The sequence below is a fragment of the Pseudanabaena yagii GIHE-NHR1 genome (assembly GCF_012863495.1).
In the GTDB taxonomy this organism is placed as follows: Bacteria; Cyanobacteriota; Cyanobacteriia; order Pseudanabaenales; family Pseudanabaenaceae; genus Pseudanabaena; species Pseudanabaena yagii.
The window spans coordinates 212,828-232,126 of sequence record NZ_JAAVJL010000001.1 but is presented as its reverse complement, the minus strand read 5'-3'; the positions used below and the strand labels follow the sequence as shown (position 1 = coordinate 232,126).

Here is a 19,299-nt window from a genome sequence, read left to right as displayed (position 1 = left end):
TTTAATTTAATTGTGTCTATCTACTTAACTACTTAACTACTTAACATGATGTAGCTATACTGCTTTATTGTTTTTATCAAATATAACTAAAACTGTTTTTACAATTAGCTGAAGATCGTACCAAATACTCCAATTTTTACGGTATTCGATGTCATAGTTCACTACTTCTGCAAAACTCCTTACACTAGAACGCCCATTTACTTGCCATACACCTGTAATCCCTGGTCTGACATCAAGGCGGTTCCATTCAGTGTAGCGCTCATCCTGATATTCAACCTCTAGTTCGTAGGAGTTAATCTCATTAAAGGTAGGTGGACGAGTACCAACTAAGCTCATATCACCAATTAGTACATTCCAAAATTGGGGAAATTCATCAAGACTAGTCTTTCGTAAGAATTTACCAATCCTAGTTACACGAGGATCATCGGCATTCTTGAAAAATTTGTCATTAGCACTATTCGATTGTTCACTTCCTTGGGCATTAGCAGTACTAGCACTCACTTGATTTTCTACTTTCATCTTTAGCTGTTCAGCATTTTGTACCATTGAGCGGAATTTCCAAATCTTGAATGGTCGACTGAGTAGTCCACAACGGACTTGCCCAAATAACACATTACCCTTACTTTCCATGAGAATTGCGATCGCGATCGGTGCAAATAGAATAGCTGTAAAGCTTAGCCCGATCAGTGCTCCGATGATATCAATTAATCTCTTTAAAGGGTCTCTTACAGAGGGATGGACAGGAACACCAGGATCAATATCCACCGAAGGGAAGCAGAATTTTAATATCGGATAAAAAATTCTTAGGACAGGGATTTTCTTGAGTAATCTCTGTGTGCGGAATAGGAATAAACCAAATGGTGTAATATTACTGACTCGATTTTCCTGAATTAAATGTGAAAACCGAAATGTATTGGTGTTTGGCTCAATTATAAATAAATTGCTGAGGGAAGACAGTGATATCAAAGAGCTTACCGCTTCACTAACACTCCAAAGTACTAACTCAGTCTTGTTTAATTTAGCGAATCTCAGACAATTAGTTAATGCACCTAATCCTGCTCCATCCATAAAAGTGGTATGGCTCATATCAATGATAATTTTTTTGTAAAACTCATCAGGATTACAAATAGTTTGAAAATCACTCAGGAATTCTCTAGCAGTAGAAAATTCTAATCTTTCAGGACTGTAGATAAAAGCAACCTCATCAAAGGTCACAATTAATGCTTGTTTGTAATCCCTGAGACTAGTAGAGTCTTGACTAATATCATGGACAGGAATGTAAACAGATTTCGGATGAAGATTCGCAATCTCTCTACTTCTAACTACAAGTAAATCTAATACATTTAACTTCATTAATAGCCAAGCAGGTAAACCTAAAGTATGAAGGCGCGTCTTAGATTCAACATAAACTATCTTGCTATGACAAATCCATTTCGCAACTAACAAATAGGGAATGGCAAAACCTGAACCTGTGCAAAAAACTAAATCTGGCTTCTGTTTTGGTACAACCTTTATCGCCAATAGTAGGTTGCGAAACATGTTTGGCAAGTTATCCTTGACAGGTATATATCCCCAATAGCGGTGATCATCTTCTATCTGTTTTTCCGTGATCGCAGTACGGATAGAGATCCAACAGCGATCACTAAATTTTTGCCAAAATGGCTTCATGCTTTGCATATAACGGAAGTAACCACCTGAAGAGCTAATTAACATTAACTTCTGAGATGGATATCTTGCTTTTAGGTATTCACACAAATCAGTTTCATCAACTTGCGGAGTTATATCTGAAGTTTGCTGTAATTTTAGAAATTTCACAAGATCTCCTGGGGATCTTGCGATCGCTACTCCTCGACGTTCAAAATCCTCTGCAACCTCCATTTGACGATTGTCTATATGTTCACGAAATCTCTGTAATCGCGGAACTAGAACATAGGGATTTTCTTGATCCTCCAGTAGTTCAGCAATACTTTCATCACAATGACTAACAATTAAACTTGCTCTGTCAACAAAGCTCAAGAATTCTTGCTCAGACAGAAACCGATAAGCTCTTGCTCCATCGGGTAAATAATTAGAAGAGCCATATTGTACTACTATTTCTTCATTATTAACTAGTTGGTACTTTATCAGTATGTCTATCCATTGCATTAAAGCATTAAACTGATATTGTTCTGTGCCAACTGTGATTAAAAGCATATCTCAAACCTTATTACGTCTCAAACAAGCAAATGGCAATCCCTAATAAAATCTCCTCTATAAACCTAATAATAATGTTTAAAAACCAAATAAATTCATTGCTTTAAGAGCAAGTTATACGTTAATCGTATTTATTTTAGTTTTATACATAATGATGAGGATTAAAGGGATTATCAGTTTATAAAAAGCTTACATTTTGATTAAAGCTTTTACAAGCATCTATTAAATTACCACTCATTTTTAGTCAGTAGAATGATTCCCAAAGATTACAATTCTCTTTGTAGAGATTTACGATCTTCTAGGGATTGGGTTGGGGATTGGAAGCGACGTATTCTTATAGCAGTTTTCATTTTGCCATAGACCAAAATGAAAACTAAAAACTCTTACTAGGATTGATTTTTAGTTTGCAAATGAGTATTCACTTAATTTGGAAACTGCTATCGTAAATTATTATAGATTGCTAGATGCGAACTATTACAATAGCAAGTGAAATGATTTTCAAGATATTAAAATATATGCCAAAGGCTATTTGGAATGGTGCTGTCCTTGCGGAGAGCGATCGCTGTGAAGTTGTGGAGGGAAATCAGTACTTCCCTGCGGATTCTCTGAATATGGAATATTTTAAGCCTAGCAATACCCATACAACTTGTGGTTGGAAGGGTGTAGCAAGCTACTACAACATCGAAGTTAATGGTGAAACCAACAAGGATGCTGCGTGGTATTATCCTGAACCAAAGGATGCGGCTAAACAGATTAAAGGACATATAGCTTTTTGGCGAGGTGTAAAAGTTCAGGCATAAGCAGCATAAGAGCAAACTACACTTAATGTAGTTTGCTCTTATACGTTAATGGCTTTGATATGGGCTTGACGGGAAATAGGGGAATTAACTCGATGCAAGGCACTGCGTGGTAATACTCGTAAAACTTCTTCACTGGTGGTAATTCCAGCATTGAGTTTATCGATCGCTGCCTTTCGGAAAGAATTAAAATCAATTTCATTAAGATAACGATTCATTTGGGTAATTGTGCCTTCATAAATCATGTGGCGAAAGGCATCATCAATATCGATGAGTTCCACAACTGCTTCCCGCCCAATGTAACCTGTGAAAAAGCATTTTTTACAGCCCTTGCCTTTACGCCACTGTGTGGGATTAAGATCTTCGCGTTCCAGCCTTAGGGCTTGTAATTCCGAGGTTTGTGGATGATGGGTAACTGAGCAATAGGGACAGTTTTTACGGACAAGACGTTGAGCGACTACACCTAATAGAGCATCACTAATTAATCCAGGATCAGGTCCTAAATCCTTAAGGCGGGGGATCGCACTAGCCGCATCATTAGTGTGCATGGTTGAGAGAACTAAGTGACCTGTTAGAGCTGCACGGACAACGGTTTCCGCCGTTTCAGGATCGCGGACTTCCCCGACCATGACAATATCGGGATCTTGTCTGAGGATGGCGCGTAGTCCTGCGGCAAAAGTCATGCCTGCGGGTTCACAAACCTGTGTTTGCGTAATATTCGGCAAAACATATTCAACGGGATCTTCCACGGTGATCACATTGACATGTTCTTGGGCGATCGCTTGCAAGCTGGTATACAGAGTACTGGTTTTGCCCGATCCCGTTGGTCCCGTCATGATGATTAGTCCTTGAGGTTGCCGTAACCAACTGTCATAAATTTTCAGAGTGTGATCGCTAAAGCCCAAAGATTCCAAATGATTAGAAAAAGGATTATCGCGAGGCAATAGCCGAATTACCGCTTTTTCTCCACAGACGCAGGGCAAGGTACTCACCCGCATATCGAGATTGAGATTGAGGTTTTCATCGCTGGTATATTCTTTGCCAATGCGTCCATCTTGGGGGCGGCGACTATCGGCAATATCCATATTGGACATTACCTTGAGGGCAACAATAATTTTGCGACTAATTTCGAGTGGCAAGGTTTTGATATCGCGCAAAATGCCATCAATGCGATAGCGTACCCGTAAGCCAGTGGGGGTTGGCTCTAGATGAATGTCACTGGCGCGATGTTGTAAGGCGATCGAAATTAGGGCATTAATGCGTCGCGTCTGATCGACCGCTTGGGATAGGTACAAATCGGTGACTTCACCAATATCAACTTGCTCGGTTTCACCTGTGAGGGGATTGATCGGTTGTGCTGAGTGAATCTGATTAGGATTAGGAATATTTTGGCGACGAAACCATGTGCGATAACTGTCGGCTGAAATCCTGAGGACTTTAATTTCCGTTAACGTGCGATCGCTAATTAGCTTGATCTGTTCGTGACTGATATTGTTGGGGCTACCGATATAAAAACAATTGCGCCATAGCAATAATGGGATTACAGGCGGCAAAATGCTGCGATCTTCAAATTCGCGAAAAAATCGATGATTTAAATCTTTATCTAACCAATCTAGATGTACGTTGCCGTGAATATCAATTAGAAATTGCAAAGCCTCTTCACAGGAGGCAATGTTGCCATGACGCAACCTTTTCCAAACTGATTCCCCTACGGATTGCCCCACTTGCCCTATTATCTGACTCATTCCCGTTAGCCCATCGTAGAACTTGCCAATATACTATCAGCAAATCAAAGCAGTGCTTTACCACTCCTCTAAATTGCAAAAGGACAAAGCACTGCCTTGTCCTTTGAAACTTGCTATAAAGTACCTGTGGCTTCGGCTCCGCTCAGCCAAGGTTAGCTTCGGCTCCGCTCAGCTAACCTTGGTGGGACATTTTTTATCCGTAAGAGCCTTTGCAATTCACTTCATCTCGTTATATTTTTTGTTGAACTGTTTCTTAGCCTGTTCATAAACCTCAAGTGTAATCTGCTGAAAGTTGTTATCTTGAGCGTATTTTTCAATCTTTTTAAAAGCAAAAGGTCTCACAAAAAATGGGATATCCTTGAGTTTCGCTTCAGCTTCGGCAGTCCATGTAATCTTTTCACTCATTGATTTTTACTTATATTTCAGTTAGATTTTTTGGCGGAGTACTTAATACTTTACAAATTTTAAAGCGTTGTCTGGCTTAATGTAGTGTCTTCCCGCCTTCGGCGGGAAGACACTACATTAAGCTTCGACCTCATGCCAAGTTTCTAAAAGTTCTAACGCTTCATTACACCAATCAATCCAGCCTTGCTCAAAGTTAATGCCTCGGCGCAAGGTCAAATAGGCGAAACGATATTCCCTCTGACAGTCTTGGGGTGAGCTAAAAAAATTACGCTCGATCGCTTGATAAATTTCCAATTGTTGTTGATGCAGTTGGCGATGATCTTTGATTTTTTGGATGGTTGCTTCTTCAGGAATTAAATAACCTGCATAGATCTTAAGCAAAAACTCATCTTTGCTCGGTGCAATATCGCTAGCTTGGAGAAGCCATGTTTTCAAGTGGGACAAGCCTAAACTTGTTACCGAAAAAACTTTTTTATCGGGTCTGCCCTCTTGGGCGATCGCTTCGGCTGCAATCCAGCCTTGTTGTTCTAGTTTGGTTAGCTCTCGGTAAATCTGTTGGTGGGTAGCTTGCCAAAAAAATCCTACCGAGCCATCAAATTGTTTAGCGAGGTCATAACCACTTTTTGGTTCTTGAATTAGTGAGACTAACAGAGCGTAAGCAAGAGACATACTTTTGTAACTATCAAGAAGATTTTGAGTAAGTAGCTAGACCTGCGCCGCAGGTCTAGCTACTTAGTAATTTTTTCTTGGTTTTATGTAATTAGGGTTGACATATGCACTTAGTTGAGTATACATTGTTTCGTATATTCAACTAAGTGCATATTAACTTGTTTGAATAGAGCCTAGCTTTTATCCAAACAACTCATCACTTTACAGGAGACTAAAATCATGAACGCTTCTCAGGACGGACTTCACGTTATTTTTGGTACAGGGGCATTGGGCATGGCGATCTCCAAACAACTGCTTGCCCAAGGTAAAAGGGTGCGAATGGTTAACCGTAGCAATCGGGTCAAGCTGCCTCAAGAAGTGGAATTGATGGTGGGCAATGCCGCTGATCCACATTTCTCTGAAACTGTTTGCCAAGACGCATCGGTGATCTATCACTGTGCAGGGACAAAGTACAACTTCAAAATTTGGCAACAGGAGTTTCCTCCTTTGCAACAGGGCATTCTCGCAGGGGCGATCGCTAGTGGTGCGAAGTTAATCTATGGCGATAGTCTTTATGGCTATGGCAAAGTCAATGCACCTATGCGGGAAGATATGCCCTATGCCGCGCAAACCAACAAAGGCAAAATGCGAGCAGCCCTTGCTGAAACCGTCATGGATGCCCATCGCGCAGGCAAAGCACAAGTAGCGATCGCAAGAAGCTCTGATTTTTATGGTGAAGGTGTTCTTGGTTCCGTATTTGGCGATCGCGTATTTATTCCTGCCATTCAAGGCAAGACTGCGGAGGCGATCGGTAACTTAGATTTGCCCCACAGCTATACCTACATCGGTGATTTTGCCAAGGCGATGATTATTCTGGGTGAACGGGAAGAAGCGATCGGGCAAGTCTGGCATGTTCCCAATGCGCCCACCATCACCACAAGAGCAATGCTGAATATTCTCTTTGAGGAATTAGGATTACCCGCCAAGATGAACGGCATGGGCAAAATGATGCTGCGGATTGGTGGAGTCTTCATTCCTGAAGCCGCCGAAACCATCGAAATGTTCTATCAATTTGAGAATCCATTTATCGTGGATAGCTCGAAATTTGTCAAAGCCTTTGGTGATATTGCTACTCCCCATCGCGAAGCCATTCGCAATACAATTGCATGGTATCAGCAATATTTACAAACACAAGCAGAACTAGAGCAAGTAAAAAGCGAAGTTCGCAAGTCTGTCCAGAAAGTTGCTGCAACCTAGAGCAAATTCCAGTCAATTCTCCTCACAAATCTATGACTATCATCGATCCTAGCCAAGTTCCTAGTCGCACAGGTTCTAACTATCCAGATTGTTTTAAGCCAGTAGTAGCGGGGCGCGAAAAGAAACGCCTCGGCGATGCCGCAGGAATCAAAAACTTCGGAGTGAACTTGACCACCCTTGCACCACAATCTCGTTCTGCACTCCGCCATTGGCATACCAAACAAGATGAATTTATCTATGTCCTATCGGGAGAATTGACCCTGATTACCGATGCAGGCGAATCGATTTTAAAGTCAGGGCAAGCGGCGGGATTCCCTGCGGGTGAGGCGAATGGGCATTGTCTCTATAACCATACTAACGAGATTGCAACCTATCTAGAAATCGGCGATCGCACTCCCAATGACGCGGGAAATTATCCCGATGACGATCTTGTTGCTATTGCGACTGAACAAGGCTGGCAATTTACCCATAAAGATGGAACTCCCTATTCTTCTTAGAATCTATTAAACAAGAGAAAACTATGACTACAACTATTGATAAACAAGCAACACAAGCATCTTGGGCAAAGGCGATCGCTAAGCCAGCGACCGAGTTTCCCCTTACTCAACTCTCAATTGTTTCTGGCAAAATCCCTGCCAATCTTAAAGGTTCTCTCTATCGTAATGGACCTGCCCGACTAGAACGTGGCGGAATGCAAGTAGGACATTGGTTTGATGGTGATGGCGCAATTCTGGCGGTACATTTTGCAGAAGGTCAAGCCCGTGCAACCTATCGCTATGTGCAAACGGAAGGATATCTCGAAGAAGAAAAAGCTAACAAGCTGATTTATGGTAATTATGGAATGACGGCTACAGGCTCATGGTGGCAGCGTTTCGGGAAAACCTCAAAGAATGTGGCAAATATTTCTGTTCTCGCTTTGCCTGATAAACTCCTTGCTCTATGGGAAGGTGGCTTACCCCATGCGCTCGATTTAGAAACTTTAGAAACCTATGGCTTAGAAAATCTGGAAGGACTAGATCATAAGCGCTCCTATTCAGCACACCCTAAGCGAGATCCCCAGACTGGCGAGATCTTTAACTTTGGCGTTTCCTACGGTAAGAACGCAACTTTAAATCTTTATCGCAGCGATCGCAATGGTAAGTTAATCAAAAAGAATCAAGCGAATTTGCAAGGTCTGCCAATGATTCATGACTTTGTATTAGCAGGTGATTACCTAATTTTCTGTGTACCACCATTGCGGATGAATCCCTTTCCTATCTTGCTGAATCTCCAAAGTTATAGCGATTCTCTAGCATGGAAGCCTCAGGAGGGTACAGAAATCTTGGTATTTGATCGCCATAATCTCGAACTGGTTAGCCGCAATATCGCCGAGCCTTGGTTTCAGTGGCATTTTGGTAATGGCTACAGCGATCGCGATGGCAATCTAGTATTTGATCTCATCCGTTATTCTGACTTTGCCACCAATCAATTTTTGAAGGAAGTTGCTACGGGTAAAATTAAAACTCCAGCCAAGGGAACTCTCTGGCAAATACGCCTCAATCCCCAAACGGGTGAATTTCTCGAAACTTCACAAGTACTAGATCGCGGTTCTGAATTCCCCATTGTTGCCTCTGCCCAAGTTGGTGAAAATTCTCGCTATACTTATCTGTCTGTGCATCGTTCTGAAGATCAGCAAACAGAATTATTTGATGCGATCGCTCGTTATGATTACCAAACTAATACTGTAACTGAAGCTGATCTAGGTACAAATCGCTATCCAATGGAGCCATTGTTTGCCCCTGATCCCACCAATCCTAACAAAGGTTATATCATTACCGTCGTCTTTGATGGTGATCGCGAATGTTCCGAGGTATGGATTTTTGATAGCGATCGCTTAGATGCTGAACCAGTCTGTCGTCTTGCCCTACCAAGCGTTGTGCCAATGGGATTTCACGGCACTTGGCGATCGTAAAATAAAGGGAATATTCATATTGGTTCGTATACCTTACCCGATGATTTAGAAGATTTAATTAGCATTTTGGTAGGAATTCTAGAATGAGCAAGGGGCTTAAACCCCTTGTTTGTCTTACGGCAAGGGATCTTTGAAAGAGCTGATAAGCAACACTTTCAAAGATCCCTTAGTTCGGTTTTGGGTGCAAAGCGTTGTAACAGTGAAAGCGAACACTATAATTGGTATAAGATCATCCATTAATGTTAGATTAGCTTTCTATTTGAAGATCTGACCAAGTTTTCGATATTACTAAAGATGCCACCAAGGTTACAGGTTAAAACTGAAGATTGCTCACCTTTAGGACTATATGTTCTCCAATATTTAGAAGAACAAGACATTAGCATGAACCATCTCGCAGAATTGGCTGGTGTACCCCAACCAAGGCTTCGTGGTGCTTGTTTTAAAGGAACATGCCCCACACCTGAAACCCTAAGAAAGTTGGCAAAAATCATGGGCAAGCACCATTTAGAGCTGTATACCTTGGCATATCAGGGCAGGATTGAACAGGTTCCTGAAGATGTTGATGATAATTTGTTAGATATCTTAATTAGGCAAATGCTAGAAACTGCTCGTGAGTTAAATTTAGCTATGCCCAAAATTCAACCATCAAAAGCAAAAATCCGTAAGGCTTTAATAGAATTGGGGTTTAGGGAAAAGCGCGAAGAGATATCTTAAATCTTGACGATGCAAGGCAAAGTAAAGATTAAGCAATAAAGATTTAAAGATTTAAGGTTGATCTTTTCCGATCGCTGCCGCTAATTTCTGGAACCGACGTGGATCTCCCTCCTCTAAGTTCTCTGCTCTCTCTTGACTCTTAATTTCATAGAGTTTGTTGAGAATATCCTGCCAATCATCAGGAGTTAAAGGAGATTTCTTAGCTTCAGATTCTTCTAAATTGATAGATGTATGCGCCTCTGGTTGAATATTGTGCTGAATATTTTTTAAGGCAAGCCATACACGAGCACGCACTGCCAAGGTTTGTTCCTTATTCGCCATTTGCTCAAGTTGCGATTGAATCTCTGATCGCCAATGCGGATAGGTATCAGCGATCGTCATTGCCAAAGCCTGTAAACCCACAACCGCCGCATAGCGTACTACCCATTCATCATCCTGATGTGCGACAAATAATAATGCTTCCAATGCTTCCTCTTGAGCAATTTCACGAAGTTCATCAGGAAACCAATGCCACTTCATTAAACCCAAACCCTTAACTGCTGCACGACGTACACTAAAAGCAAAGTCCGCAGTTGCCACACCCAGCAAAGTTACCAATCCTCGCGGATCACCAATCCCTGCTAATGCACGAATTGCCCACGATCGCGCTGTGTAGTTATGCATATCCAGCAGTTCCAATAACGCAGGAACTGCTGGATCGCCTAGCAAAATCAGTCCATCCACAGCAGCAACAGCAGCTCCGGGGTTGTTGTAGCTAAGCGCCTCAATTAAAGTAGGAATAGCTCCTTCTAACCGAGCATTCGCTAGATTTTGGACTGCTTCAAGTAGTCGTCTAGAAGAATCTGCTTCTTCTACAGCCTGAATGAGTTGAGAAAGAGACATATATCAGTAAATTAGATGAGGCAAGCAAAGTAAAGGATAGCTTTGTGGTTTCTCTACTTTACAATAAATCATCCATCAGTGCCATGACTCTAACTGCACCTGCGGTTAGATCAGGAGGTGTAGCGAGTGGTATTTGTTTTTCTAATACACCTTTGAGAGAAATTAATTTGAGGCTATTTTCCGCCATTGTGTTGCTAATTGCTTCCGCTGCTCCCAAATAACCGATCGCACCTAAATCAGAAAGAACAGTTCGCCGCAATTGTAAATCATTGTTGCTTAAGGCATTAATGAGAATATTGCCGTACTGAGCTGCGGTTTCAGGATCGGACGAAAGCTGATACATGGCACGCGCCGCCGCATACTTCACTCTAGGAATAGGATGTTCCAAAAATGGCAAGATCTGGGGAATTGTTTCCACTGCTCCCAAGGTTCCTAAAGCTTCGAGAATTGCGTCAAAAGGTTGCTCACTTTCTAAACCCGATACTTCTGATGTTATCGGTGTATTGAGCATTTCCAATAACTTAGGAACACAGGCTATATCACCAAGCATTTCTAGAGATTGAGCCGCAGCCTCTCGTACATAAAAATCCTCACAGTCTAATGAGCGAATTAATGCCGAGACAGCGCTGCGATCACCAAGCTTTCCTAAAGCTCTAGCAGCATTACGTCTCAATGGATACCCACCTGCATCAGTGCGATCGGCTTCATCAGCTAGAGCATTAATTAAAAGAGCGATCGCTCTAGAATCCTTTACTCGAAATCGTCCGAGCCACCATGCCGCATAGATCCGTAATCCTAAATCTTCGCATTGTAAATTAATAAGTGCCTGTTCTAAGGTCAACTGATTATCGTCTGGAAGTTCGGATTCACTCATCGTTTTGTCACTAAGAAATTTTTAAGATTCCATTTTGCTGTGGTCAAAATGGAAATTCACATAAAGCATTTTACAATCAAACAAACCCTCATTTTATAGCCTTTCTCTTTTGGAAAGTATTGTCTTGCAATACTTTCCAACTAAAAAAGACACCCCCTAAGGAGTGCCTTTTTTAATCCGAAGAATCTAATTAAAGATCAAACTAGATCAATGCGTTGATAGCATAATCGAGGTAGGAGTTTGCTTCGGAAGCAGCGTCACCGCTCAAACCGTGGTTAGCCTTGATGTACTTCAAAGCTTCAACATACCAGCTAGGAGACAATTCAAAAGTACGGTTGATTTCAGCCAAGCCACTGATGAGGTAGTCATCAAGAGGACCTGTACCACCAACAACCAACGAATAGGTTACGATGCGGAGGTAGTAGCCGATGTCTCTGGCGCACTTGTCCTTACCAGTTTGGCTAGAAGCATAGTTAGAACCAGGAGTATTGGTGGTGTAAGGGAACTTTTGGTAAACAGCATTAGCTGCACCAGCAACCAAAGAATCAGCCTTTTCGGTCAAAGCCTTAGCAGCAGCTAGACCAGATGCTGCTTGACGGAAACGACCAAAAGCAACTTGCAATTCGCTAGCGCTGAGGAAACGGCCTTGAGAATCAGCTGTAGCTAGAGCTTCGGTTAAAGGGGTTTTTGACATGACTTACAATATCTCCAAATAAATTTTTTAAACAATCAAAAGATGCAAACTAAGCAACTGCTGCTGCTGCTCTGTCGAAATAGCTACCGAGTTCAGCAATCAAGCTGCTGCAATCACCACGGGTAATGCCATTAGGATCGTTAGCGATAGCGATCGCTGCATCCTTCATCTTTTGAACGCCAACTGCAACGGAAGCACCAGGAGTACCAAGAGCCAAGTAGGTTTCTCTCAAACCGTTCAAGCAACGGTCATCCAAGATGCTAGAATCGCCAGCGAATACTGCGTAGGTTACATAGCGCAAGATAATTTCCATGTCGCGCAAGCAAGCAGCCATACGACGGTTGGTGTAAGCATTTCCACCAGGAGCGATCAATGCAGGTTGCTCAGCGAACAAAGCACGAGCAGCACTAGCAACGATTGCAGAAGAGCTACCAGTGATGCGGTTTACAACGTCAATACGCTTGCTGCCATCAGCAACGAGTGCATTCAAAGCATCTAGCTGAGAAGAGGTGAGGTATGCGCCACGTGAATCAGCTTGGGATACTACCTTGGCAAATGCATCTAATGTCATGTTACGTTTATCTCCAAATATGTTTAAGTGTCTTTATAAAGACTGAGATAGGCAGAGCCAATCATTTTTTTCTAAATCTACTCAAGTTCTGAACTTTAATTAATTTTTAATTTAACTAGAAAATCAAAAAAGCCAGAATTAGCTAGAAAAAGTTTTTATTTTTAATTTAAAGAGTTGTTTCTCTCAACCTAACTAGCTCAAAATTTCTTTTTCGCTGGTTTTGTTTAGTTTCGATTTCCAACTTCTATGTTTATACTATGTCGTTGGATCGTTTTATATTACGGATTGTCACAATTTATAACAGCTTGTTTCGAGCGCATAAACTTTAGTATCACAAATCACAATTTCTTTAAAAAGAGGAATAACTAAAATCCTTGGCATGTAAGCTTTTTCAGCTCTTTGTAAGTATTAAGAAGGTTAAATATGAATTTTTTCTTGTTCATCACATAATCCAAATAGGTAGCCAGATTGATGTTTTGCTGTTCACTTGGAACCATAAATACTGAACTTTTGCATAAAAGAAAGGAGACGCATCGCGTCTCCTTTCTTTTTAAATTACTCCTTGCAACTCAGATCCTAGTGGAAATCCTAATGCCTCTCGTTGAGCATAATAAAGCTTTGCTACCTGCCGAGCCAGATTGCGGATGCGTCCGATATAGCGGGTACGCTCGGTTACAGAGATTACTCCTCGCGCATCTAGTAAGTTAAAGGAATGGGAGCATTTCAATACATAGTCAAAGGCGGGCAATACTAGCTCAGATTCTAGTAAATGTCCTGCTTCTTTTTCGTATTGGAGGAATAGCTGGAACAATAGGTCAGAATCTTGAGGTTTACCGCCAAAATTGCCAAAGTTGTAGCCGCTATGCTCGACTTCACCTTGGTGATGTACTTGACCATATTTGATGTCGCCTAATTCTGGGTGCGATCGCCACACAATGTCGTACACCGAGTCCACACCTTGGAGATACATCACCAAGCGCTCTAGTCCATAGGTGATTTCGGCGGACACAGGGCGACAGTCTAGCCCCCCAACCTGTTGGAAATAAGTGAACTGGGTAACTTCCATGCCATCTAGCCAGACTTCCCAACCCACACCCCATGCACCAAGGGTGGGTGATTCCCAGTCATCTTCAACAAATCGGACATCGTGATCGGCGGGATCTATGCCAAGGTATTTCAAACTATTTAAATATTGCTCTAGCACATCATCGGGCGATGGCTTGAGAATTACTTGAAATTGATAATAATGTTGCAAACGGTTAGGATTTTCGCCATAACGCCCATCGGTAGGACGGCGGCATGGTTCGACATAGGCAACGTTCCAAGGCTCAGGACCGATCGCTCTTAGGAAAGTATGCGGACTCATTGTTCCCGCACCCTTTTCAATGTCATAGGGTTGAGCAATCAAACATCCGCGATCGCTCCAATACTTTTGCAACGCCAAAATAACCGACTGAAAATCCATGCTTTACGGGGCAATAACACTCTAATTGTCTTAATCCTACCAGCGATCGCCTTGACATTATTGATAGAGCTATTTGATCCGTGCTTCGCACGGATCAAATAGCTTTATCAAAGTGACCAAGAACTTGTTAACACTTGCTTGGTCGTTGTCAACGCATAAATATCGATCATCCCCGGATATCTGGATGCTCCTCGCGTTTTTAAGCTGGACATGCCCAAGGCGATTTTGACATTGCCATTTTCGCCAACTTTGGCACAACGACTAAAACGGCTATGGGCATTGACAAAAATCGTACTGCTATTAATGCGACTAACAAAGCGATCGCGTTCAGATAAGGAGTCAGTTAGTAACACATCAGCATGACCACTACTATATTGGTTGATCCATGCGATCGCCTCTTCAGTATCCTGCACCACTTTAATGGCAATGGTTTCATCTAAATAAGATTGTCCCCAAACATCTTCAAGCTCAATTGCTTTATCAATCAGCGCTTGACTCGGTTTATCTGTTTCATCGCTATGGCTCTCTTCAAGGAACTGTCGAAAATAATTAGTTGCTCCTGCACAGCCCCTTACCACCAAACCTTGCTTCTTTAAACGAACAATCCATTCGCCTAAACCACGATCTAGCCATGACTGATGCACAACTACTTTCTCGATCGCATTGACAGCATCAGGCTCACCTTTACGACTATTTAAAATAATTTCCTTAGCAAAGTCGAGGTTACCTGAAGCCGATAAATATAGATAACAATTACCCATAGCGATCGGCAAGGCGGAAACTGTAGCTTGCTTACTCACCTGTTGCACAAAACTGGGGCGACCATAGGGAATTACTAACCGCAAATATTTTTCTTGGACAATTAGCTCCTTCAGTGCAACCCCTTTAGGTACAGAGGTCATACATGCTTCAGGAAAGCCCCTAGAGAGGAGAACATCTTTAGCGATCGCTGTGATCGCTTCTTGGGTATATGTACCTTCATTGCCACCCTTGAGAATGATCGTGTTACCAACCTTGAGACACATTCCCGCCGCAATCAAGCTCAGCTGCGGAAATCCCTCATACACAAAAGCCACCACTCCCAGTGGGATGCGTTGATAACCATTGATCCCCACATGCAGTGTCAGAGGATCAGGCAAGCTAGAAAGCTGTCTCAAGCATTCGATCGCATGATTTAGTCTTTCAGGAGTTAGTTTAAGCCACTCTAGTACGATCTCAGGCACTGCCATATCTCGGCTCGCCTCTAAATCTAAGGTGTTTGCCTCTAAGATTGCATTTTTATGCTTTTTAATTACTTCAGCAATCTCTAGCAATAAACTATCGCGTTCTTTTGTAGGAATTTGCGCGAGTTGTAGTGCGGCAGCGTGGGATTTATAAATGAAGCCTGTAAGGTCTTCTGGTGACATATGGGTAATAACTACTTAAATACAAGACCGAAAATATTTCTGTACAAATAAAAATTAACGAAATTTACTAAAAATATTCTCAAAAAGTTTCTAAAAATCGCGACGACGCAATATGAGCAATCGCCATATTAACAAACTCAAAAGCGTAAACAGCAAAATCACTAGAGGCATAGTAAACGCTGATTTGGGATCCAGCATCCACATAATTACTAGTGATAAAAACAGTAAAGAGGTTATGTACATCAAGACTGTCTCTAGCAAAGGATATTGCTGATATTCACGAATGGCTCGCCATTTGCCAATCCATTGCCATGTATGGCGTTGAGAGTCAATCCCGCCTACCTGCAATAAACTATAGCCATCATTTTCCAACTCGAACAACAATGAGCAGCGATCGCAGCCAAAGGCATCCGTCAATGCGATCGGTTTTAACTTTCCTCGTTTGCGTGGGCAAGGACAAGGATAAATTTGCTCTAGGTCGATTTTTTGAGGCTTATGAATATGCACTAGACAGACAGGCTCAACAAAAATGCTAACAATATACGCAGAGCAAGATACTTATCTAAAAATTGTATATCAATACAAATAAGGTAAAAGCAACAATTTAAGTAACCTATTTACCAATATAGCGATCATCTTAAAATCCTTAAAATTTCACTCAAAAAGATTCTCCAAAAATTTGTGCTGCAATTCACCAAGATTGATGTATTATTCTATTCGGTGTTAAAAGCACCTATACAAGCGGATGTGGCGGAATTGGTAGACGCGCTAGATTTAGGTTCTAGTATCTCTGATGTGAGAGTTCGAGTCTCTCCATCCGCATTTAACAAATCAAAAAGAGCCATTGCTTAGCAATGGCTCTTTTTGATTTGTTAAGTCTCATCAAGATTATTACAGCCTCTTTAATCTGTAAGAGATCCAAAGATTTTTTCAAAAATTTATGTTATAAGTTCTTATCTTATTCTATAAATAAGTGCCCTATCATCACTTAATAGAATTGAGATAAATGCTTAATGACCTAGACTTGCTCTTAAAAAAAACACCAAATTACTTATGTCCGAAACTGTAATTAGAGTAGAGAATCTAAGTAAAAAATATATAATTGGTCACGAGAGAGAAAGATATACAGCTCTAAGAGATGTTATCGCTAATGGCATAAAATCAATAGGTAAAAGATTTTCTAAGCAGGAATATATTGATCCAAATATCGAAGAATTTTGGGCACTTAAAGATATCTCTTTTGAAATTAAACAAGGCGATCGCGTTGGCATCATCGGACGCAATGGTGCAGGCAAATCAACATTATTAAAAATTCTTAGCCGCATCACTGAACCCACTACTGGCAAAATTTCAATTAAAGGTAGAGTCGCCAGTCTTCTAGAAGTTGGCACAGGATTCCATCCAGAACTTACAGGCAGGGAAAACATCTATCTCAATGGAGCGATCTTAGGGATGGATCGCGCTGAGATCAAGAAAAAATTTGATGAAATAGTCACTTTTGCAGAAATCGAAAAATTCTTAGATACCCCTGTCAAACGTTATTCTTCAGGAATGTACGTGCGCCTAGCCTTTGCCGTAGCTGCCCATCTAGAACCAGAGATTTTAATTGTTGATGAAGTCCTAGCCGTAGGTGATGCCCAGTTTCAGAAAAAATGTTTAGGAAAGATGGAAGATGTTGGTAAAGAAGGAAGAACTATTCTATTCGTTAGTCATAACATGGCTGCGATTCGGACGCTATGTTCAACTGCAATGCTATTAAAAACTGGGAAATTAGTCAGTATTGGTAGTTCTTTAAGCTGCTTGAAAATTTATGAAGCTGAAAACATAAAAAATCAAGGCTCTCTTTGGAAGAGATCAGAAAAATATAAAAATGGTAGTTTAGTAATTACTCAAATCACTATTGATCTAATTGGGAAGCAGCCCAATCTAGAAATAGAACTAGAGTTGCAGCTTAAGTCATTAGACAGTCATAAGCCAGCATTTTTAGCAATTGATATTTTGGATTCTACTGGTACAGCTATAATGCAGGCAGTCCCTTGCTATGATGATCTTCTATATTATAAAATAACACTTCATTTATTAAGAATTAATATTCAACTTCCTCCGCTTATTCCAGGACAATACTTAGTCTCTGCTTGGGTTGGAAGTCATAATAATGAAACAATAGATTGGATAAAAGAAGCTGTGGTGTTTGAGATTAATGAATCACCAATTATTAATAGAAGCTATCCTCATAGTATTGATCATGGATATATAGTTCCTATATCTTCCTGTATTAAGCTTGAATACTAAGGAATTAATATACTATGGTAAATTATTTACGCGAAATATTTTGCAAATATAAAGAAAATTTAAAATTTAAGAGAATATATAAAAAATTCAAGAAATTTACTATGATTCCTGAATCAGTTTATATTAGCAACTTAGTTTTAGCTAAGAAAATAATTGATCTAGATGGATGTGTTGTTGAGTGTGGTGTCTGGCGAGGAGGTATGATCGGAGGTGTTGCAGATGTATTGGGAGATACGAGGTCCTATTATTTATTTGATAGTTTTCAAGGACTTCCTAAGGCTCAAGAAATTGATGGTCAATCAGCCCTTGACTGGCAGAATAATATTAATGGTGCAATGTATTTTGACAATTGTTATGCACCTAAAGAATACGCAGAAGAGGCAATGTCAATTTCCTGCGCAAAGAAATATACTTTTGGTGAGGGCTGGTTTGAAGAGACACTACCTGATTTTAGACCAGATACTCCAATCGCTCTGCTTCGTCTTGATGCTGACTGGTATAAGTCAACAAAAATCTGCTTGGATAATCTGTTTGATTTGGTAAAAGAAGGAGGTTTAATAATTTTAGATGACTATTATACTTGGGATGGTTGCAGCAAAGCCATTCATGACTTTTTAAGTGAAAAATCTCGTTCAGAGAGGATTGAATCATTCAATAAAGTCTGCTTTATTATCAAAAAATCATGAGTATTATCAACTATAGTCACTCAGGAAATATGCATCTTATAGATGCACCTTCCGTCATATTTCCAATTATTAATGAATTGTATAGACCAAAGAATATATTAGATGTTGGTTGTGGAACAGGGACATGGCTAAAGATAGTTTCTGAATATGGAATTGAAGACTATGTTGGGATTGATGGAATTGAAGTAAGTGATGAAGAGTTCCTTGCATCTAAAGAAAAATTTAAAAAATATGATCTAACAAATTATTGGAATCTTGGAAAAAAATTTGATTTACTGTTATGCCTTGAAGTAGCAGAACATTTGCCAAGTGATTTAGATTCCATTTTTGTGCAATCTCTTACAAATCATTCTGACATAATAATATTTTCGGCAGCATGTCCAAATCAACCTGGTCAAGGACATATTAATTGCCAATGGATTGATTATTGGCAAGACTTATTTAATAAGTATAGATATGCTTGTTTTGATGAAATTAGACCTTTAATTTGGAATAAAGATTTTCCTGAATGGTGGTATAAGCAAAATATTTTTGTCGCTAAAAGGGATGAAATAAATGCTGGCACAGAAACCAAATTAATGTCTATAGTCCATCCAGATCTGTATATTGAAACATTTAAATCATTACATAAATTTATAGAAGGAAATGCTAGTCTTAAAACATATTTGGAAATATTTTTAAAGAAAATCAAAAAGAAATTTTATTAAAAACTATTAAGT

The 19,299-nt window shown here is 40.5% G+C and carries 19 protein-coding genes and 1 tRNA gene; 9 read left to right on the top strand and 11 right to left on the bottom strand.

The features are described 5' to 3' along the window. Window positions 1-54 precede the first annotated feature (54 nt). On the bottom strand, window positions 55-2,193 hold the full coding sequence (locus tag HC246_RS26175) for a sugar transferase (RefSeq protein WP_169361780.1): 2,139 nt from the start codon (window positions 2,191-2,193) through the stop codon (window positions 55-57). Window positions 2,194-2,708: 515 nt separating this feature from the next. Between HC246_RS26175 and HC246_RS01090 the strand changes: the two genes are divergently transcribed. After that, window positions 2,709-2,993: a DUF427 domain-containing protein gene (locus HC246_RS01090; protein ID WP_169361779.1), complete on the top strand. Its 285-nt coding sequence runs from the start codon at window positions 2,709-2,711 to the stop codon at window positions 2,991-2,993. Window positions 2,994-3,031: 38 nt separating this feature from the next. On the opposite strand, the gene HC246_RS01085 is transcribed toward HC246_RS01090, so the two are convergent. The 3 genes from HC246_RS01085 to HC246_RS01075 all read right to left on the bottom strand — a co-directional run bounded on the left by HC246_RS01085 (window position 3,032) and on the right by HC246_RS01075 (window position 5,809). Then, the gene (locus HC246_RS01085) at window positions 3,032-4,735 is read right to left on the bottom strand and encodes a GspE/PulE family protein (protein WP_169361778.1); all 1,704 of its coding nucleotides are present in this window, start codon (window positions 4,733-4,735) and stop codon (window positions 3,032-3,034) included. Window positions 4,736-4,951: 216 nt separating this feature from the next. Further along, window positions 4,952-5,140: a PCP reductase family protein gene (locus HC246_RS01080; protein ID WP_126386924.1), complete on the bottom strand. Its 189-nt coding sequence runs from the start codon at window positions 5,138-5,140 to the stop codon at window positions 4,952-4,954. A 117-nt stretch (window positions 5,141-5,257) separates the two neighbouring features. Further along, window positions 5,258-5,809, bottom strand: a complete 552-nt coding sequence (locus tag HC246_RS01075; protein ID WP_169361777.1) for a PadR family transcriptional regulator — start codon at window positions 5,807-5,809, stop codon at window positions 5,258-5,260. Between the two features lie 219 nt (window positions 5,810-6,028). Between HC246_RS01075 and HC246_RS01070 the strand changes: the two genes are divergently transcribed. The 4 genes from HC246_RS01070 (at window position 6,029) to HC246_RS01055 (ending at window position 9,710) form a co-directional block, all read left to right on the top strand. Next, window positions 6,029-7,045, top strand: coding sequence for an NAD-dependent epimerase/dehydratase family protein (locus tag HC246_RS01070; protein ID WP_169361776.1), 1,017 nt, complete (start codon window positions 6,029-6,031; stop codon window positions 7,043-7,045). Window positions 7,046-7,077: 32 nt separating this feature from the next. Then, window positions 7,078-7,542, top strand: a complete 465-nt coding sequence (locus HC246_RS01065; protein WP_169361775.1) for a cupin domain-containing protein — start codon at window positions 7,078-7,080, stop codon at window positions 7,540-7,542. Window positions 7,543-7,565: 23 nt separating this feature from the next. Beyond that, window positions 7,566-8,996, top strand: a complete 1,431-nt coding sequence (locus HC246_RS01060; protein WP_169361774.1) for a carotenoid oxygenase family protein — start codon at window positions 7,566-7,568, stop codon at window positions 8,994-8,996. 294 nt (window positions 8,997-9,290) lie between these two features. Continuing rightward, complete coding sequence (locus tag HC246_RS01055; RefSeq protein WP_169361773.1) at window positions 9,291-9,710, top strand: helix-turn-helix domain-containing protein; 420 nt, start codon at window positions 9,291-9,293, stop codon at window positions 9,708-9,710. Window positions 9,711-9,761: 51 nt separating this feature from the next. Here the strand turns inward: HC246_RS01055 and HC246_RS01050 are convergent, their stop codons facing one another. From HC246_RS01050 to HC246_RS01020, 7 genes are all read right to left on the bottom strand, one after another. Then, window positions 9,762-10,592, bottom strand: coding sequence for a HEAT repeat domain-containing protein (locus HC246_RS01050; RefSeq protein ID WP_169361772.1), 831 nt, complete (start codon window positions 10,590-10,592; stop codon window positions 9,762-9,764). A gap of 58 nt (window positions 10,593-10,650) precedes the next feature. After that, a complete protein-coding gene (locus HC246_RS01045) occupies window positions 10,651-11,466 on the bottom strand; it encodes a HEAT repeat domain-containing protein (protein ID WP_169361771.1) in 816 nt (271 codons plus the stop codon). Window positions 11,467-11,668: 202 nt separating this feature from the next. Then, a complete protein-coding gene (cpcA, locus tag HC246_RS01040) occupies window positions 11,669-12,160 on the bottom strand; it encodes a phycocyanin subunit alpha (protein WP_169361770.1) in 492 nt (163 codons plus the stop codon). Window positions 12,161-12,209: 49 nt separating this feature from the next. Further along, a complete protein-coding gene (locus HC246_RS01035) occupies window positions 12,210-12,731 on the bottom strand; it encodes a phycocyanin subunit beta (protein WP_169361769.1) in 522 nt (173 codons plus the stop codon). A gap of 550 nt (window positions 12,732-13,281) precedes the next feature. After that, entirely contained in the window at window positions 13,282-14,196 is a 915-nt protein-coding gene (gene glyQ / locus HC246_RS01030; RefSeq protein ID WP_169361768.1) for a glycine--tRNA ligase subunit alpha, read from the bottom strand. A 107-nt stretch (window positions 14,197-14,303) separates the two neighbouring features. Next, window positions 14,304-15,602, bottom strand: coding sequence for an aldehyde dehydrogenase family protein (locus tag HC246_RS01025; protein ID WP_169361767.1), 1,299 nt, complete (start codon window positions 15,600-15,602; stop codon window positions 14,304-14,306). 90 nt (window positions 15,603-15,692) lie between these two features. Continuing rightward, window positions 15,693-16,109: a hypothetical protein gene (locus tag HC246_RS01020; RefSeq protein WP_169361766.1), complete on the bottom strand. Its 417-nt coding sequence runs from the start codon at window positions 16,107-16,109 to the stop codon at window positions 15,693-15,695. Between the two features lie 234 nt (window positions 16,110-16,343). On the opposite strand from HC246_RS01020, the gene HC246_RS01015 reads away from it, so the two are divergent. The 4 genes from HC246_RS01015 (at window position 16,344) to HC246_RS01000 (ending at window position 19,287) form a co-directional block, all read left to right on the top strand. Beyond that, window positions 16,344-16,424: transfer RNA gene (locus HC246_RS01015), tRNA-Leu, on the top strand. A gap of 231 nt (window positions 16,425-16,655) precedes the next feature. Further along, window positions 16,656-17,894, top strand: a complete 1,239-nt coding sequence (locus HC246_RS01010) for an ABC transporter ATP-binding protein (protein ID WP_169361765.1) — start codon at window positions 16,656-16,658, stop codon at window positions 17,892-17,894. Between the two features lie 14 nt (window positions 17,895-17,908). Continuing rightward, window positions 17,909-18,580 carry a TylF/MycF/NovP-related O-methyltransferase gene (locus HC246_RS01005; protein WP_169361764.1) on the top strand — a complete coding sequence of 224 codons (672 nt, stop codon included), beginning with the start codon at window positions 17,909-17,911 and terminating at the stop codon, window positions 18,578-18,580. Further along, the gene (locus HC246_RS01000) at window positions 18,577-19,287 is read left to right on the top strand and encodes a class I SAM-dependent methyltransferase (protein ID WP_169361763.1); all 711 of its coding nucleotides are present in this window, start codon (window positions 18,577-18,579) and stop codon (window positions 19,285-19,287) included. Before HC246_RS01005 ends, HC246_RS01000 begins: the two co-directional genes overlap by 4 nt. Window positions 19,288-19,299: the final 12 nt, after the last annotated feature.

Coding starts and splice junctions, on each gene's coding strand:
- HC246_RS26175 (WP_169361780.1), bottom strand. CDS start 2,193: ATGCTTTTAATCACAGTTGGCACAGAACAATATCAGTTTAATGCTTTA.
- HC246_RS01090 (WP_169361779.1), top strand. CDS start 2,709: ATGCCAAAGGCTATTTGGAATGGTGCTGTCCTTGCGGAGAGCGATCGC.
- HC246_RS01085 (WP_169361778.1), bottom strand. CDS start 4,735: ATGAGTCAGATAATAGGGCAAGTGGGGCAATCCGTAGGGGAATCAGTT.
- HC246_RS01080 (WP_126386924.1), bottom strand. CDS start 5,140: ATGAGTGAAAAGATTACATGGACTGCCGAAGCTGAAGCGAAACTCAAG.
- HC246_RS01075 (WP_169361777.1), bottom strand. CDS start 5,809: ATGTCTCTTGCTTACGCTCTGTTAGTCTCACTAATTCAAGAACCAAAA.
- HC246_RS01070 (WP_169361776.1), top strand. CDS start 6,029: ATGAACGCTTCTCAGGACGGACTTCACGTTATTTTTGGTACAGGGGCA.
- HC246_RS01065 (WP_169361775.1), top strand. CDS start 7,078: ATGACTATCATCGATCCTAGCCAAGTTCCTAGTCGCACAGGTTCTAAC.
- HC246_RS01060 (WP_169361774.1), top strand. CDS start 7,566: ATGACTACAACTATTGATAAACAAGCAACACAAGCATCTTGGGCAAAG.
- HC246_RS01055 (WP_169361773.1), top strand. CDS start 9,291: ATGCCACCAAGGTTACAGGTTAAAACTGAAGATTGCTCACCTTTAGGA.
- HC246_RS01050 (WP_169361772.1), bottom strand. CDS start 10,592: ATGTCTCTTTCTCAACTCATTCAGGCTGTAGAAGAAGCAGATTCTTCT.
- HC246_RS01045 (WP_169361771.1), bottom strand. CDS start 11,466: ATGAGTGAATCCGAACTTCCAGACGATAATCAGTTGACCTTAGAACAG.
- cpcA (WP_169361770.1), bottom strand. CDS start 12,160: ATGTCAAAAACCCCTTTAACCGAAGCTCTAGCTACAGCTGATTCTCAA.
- HC246_RS01035 (WP_169361769.1), bottom strand. CDS start 12,731: ATGACATTAGATGCATTTGCCAAGGTAGTATCCCAAGCTGATTCACGT.
- glyQ (WP_169361768.1), bottom strand. CDS start 14,196: ATGGATTTTCAGTCGGTTATTTTGGCGTTGCAAAAGTATTGGAGCGAT.
- HC246_RS01025 (WP_169361767.1), bottom strand. CDS start 15,602: ATGTCACCAGAAGACCTTACAGGCTTCATTTATAAATCCCACGCTGCC.
- HC246_RS01010 (WP_169361765.1), top strand. CDS start 16,656: ATGTCCGAAACTGTAATTAGAGTAGAGAATCTAAGTAAAAAATATATA.
- HC246_RS01005 (WP_169361764.1), top strand. CDS start 17,909: ATGGTAAATTATTTACGCGAAATATTTTGCAAATATAAAGAAAATTTA.
- HC246_RS01000 (WP_169361763.1), top strand. CDS start 18,577: ATGAGTATTATCAACTATAGTCACTCAGGAAATATGCATCTTATAGAT.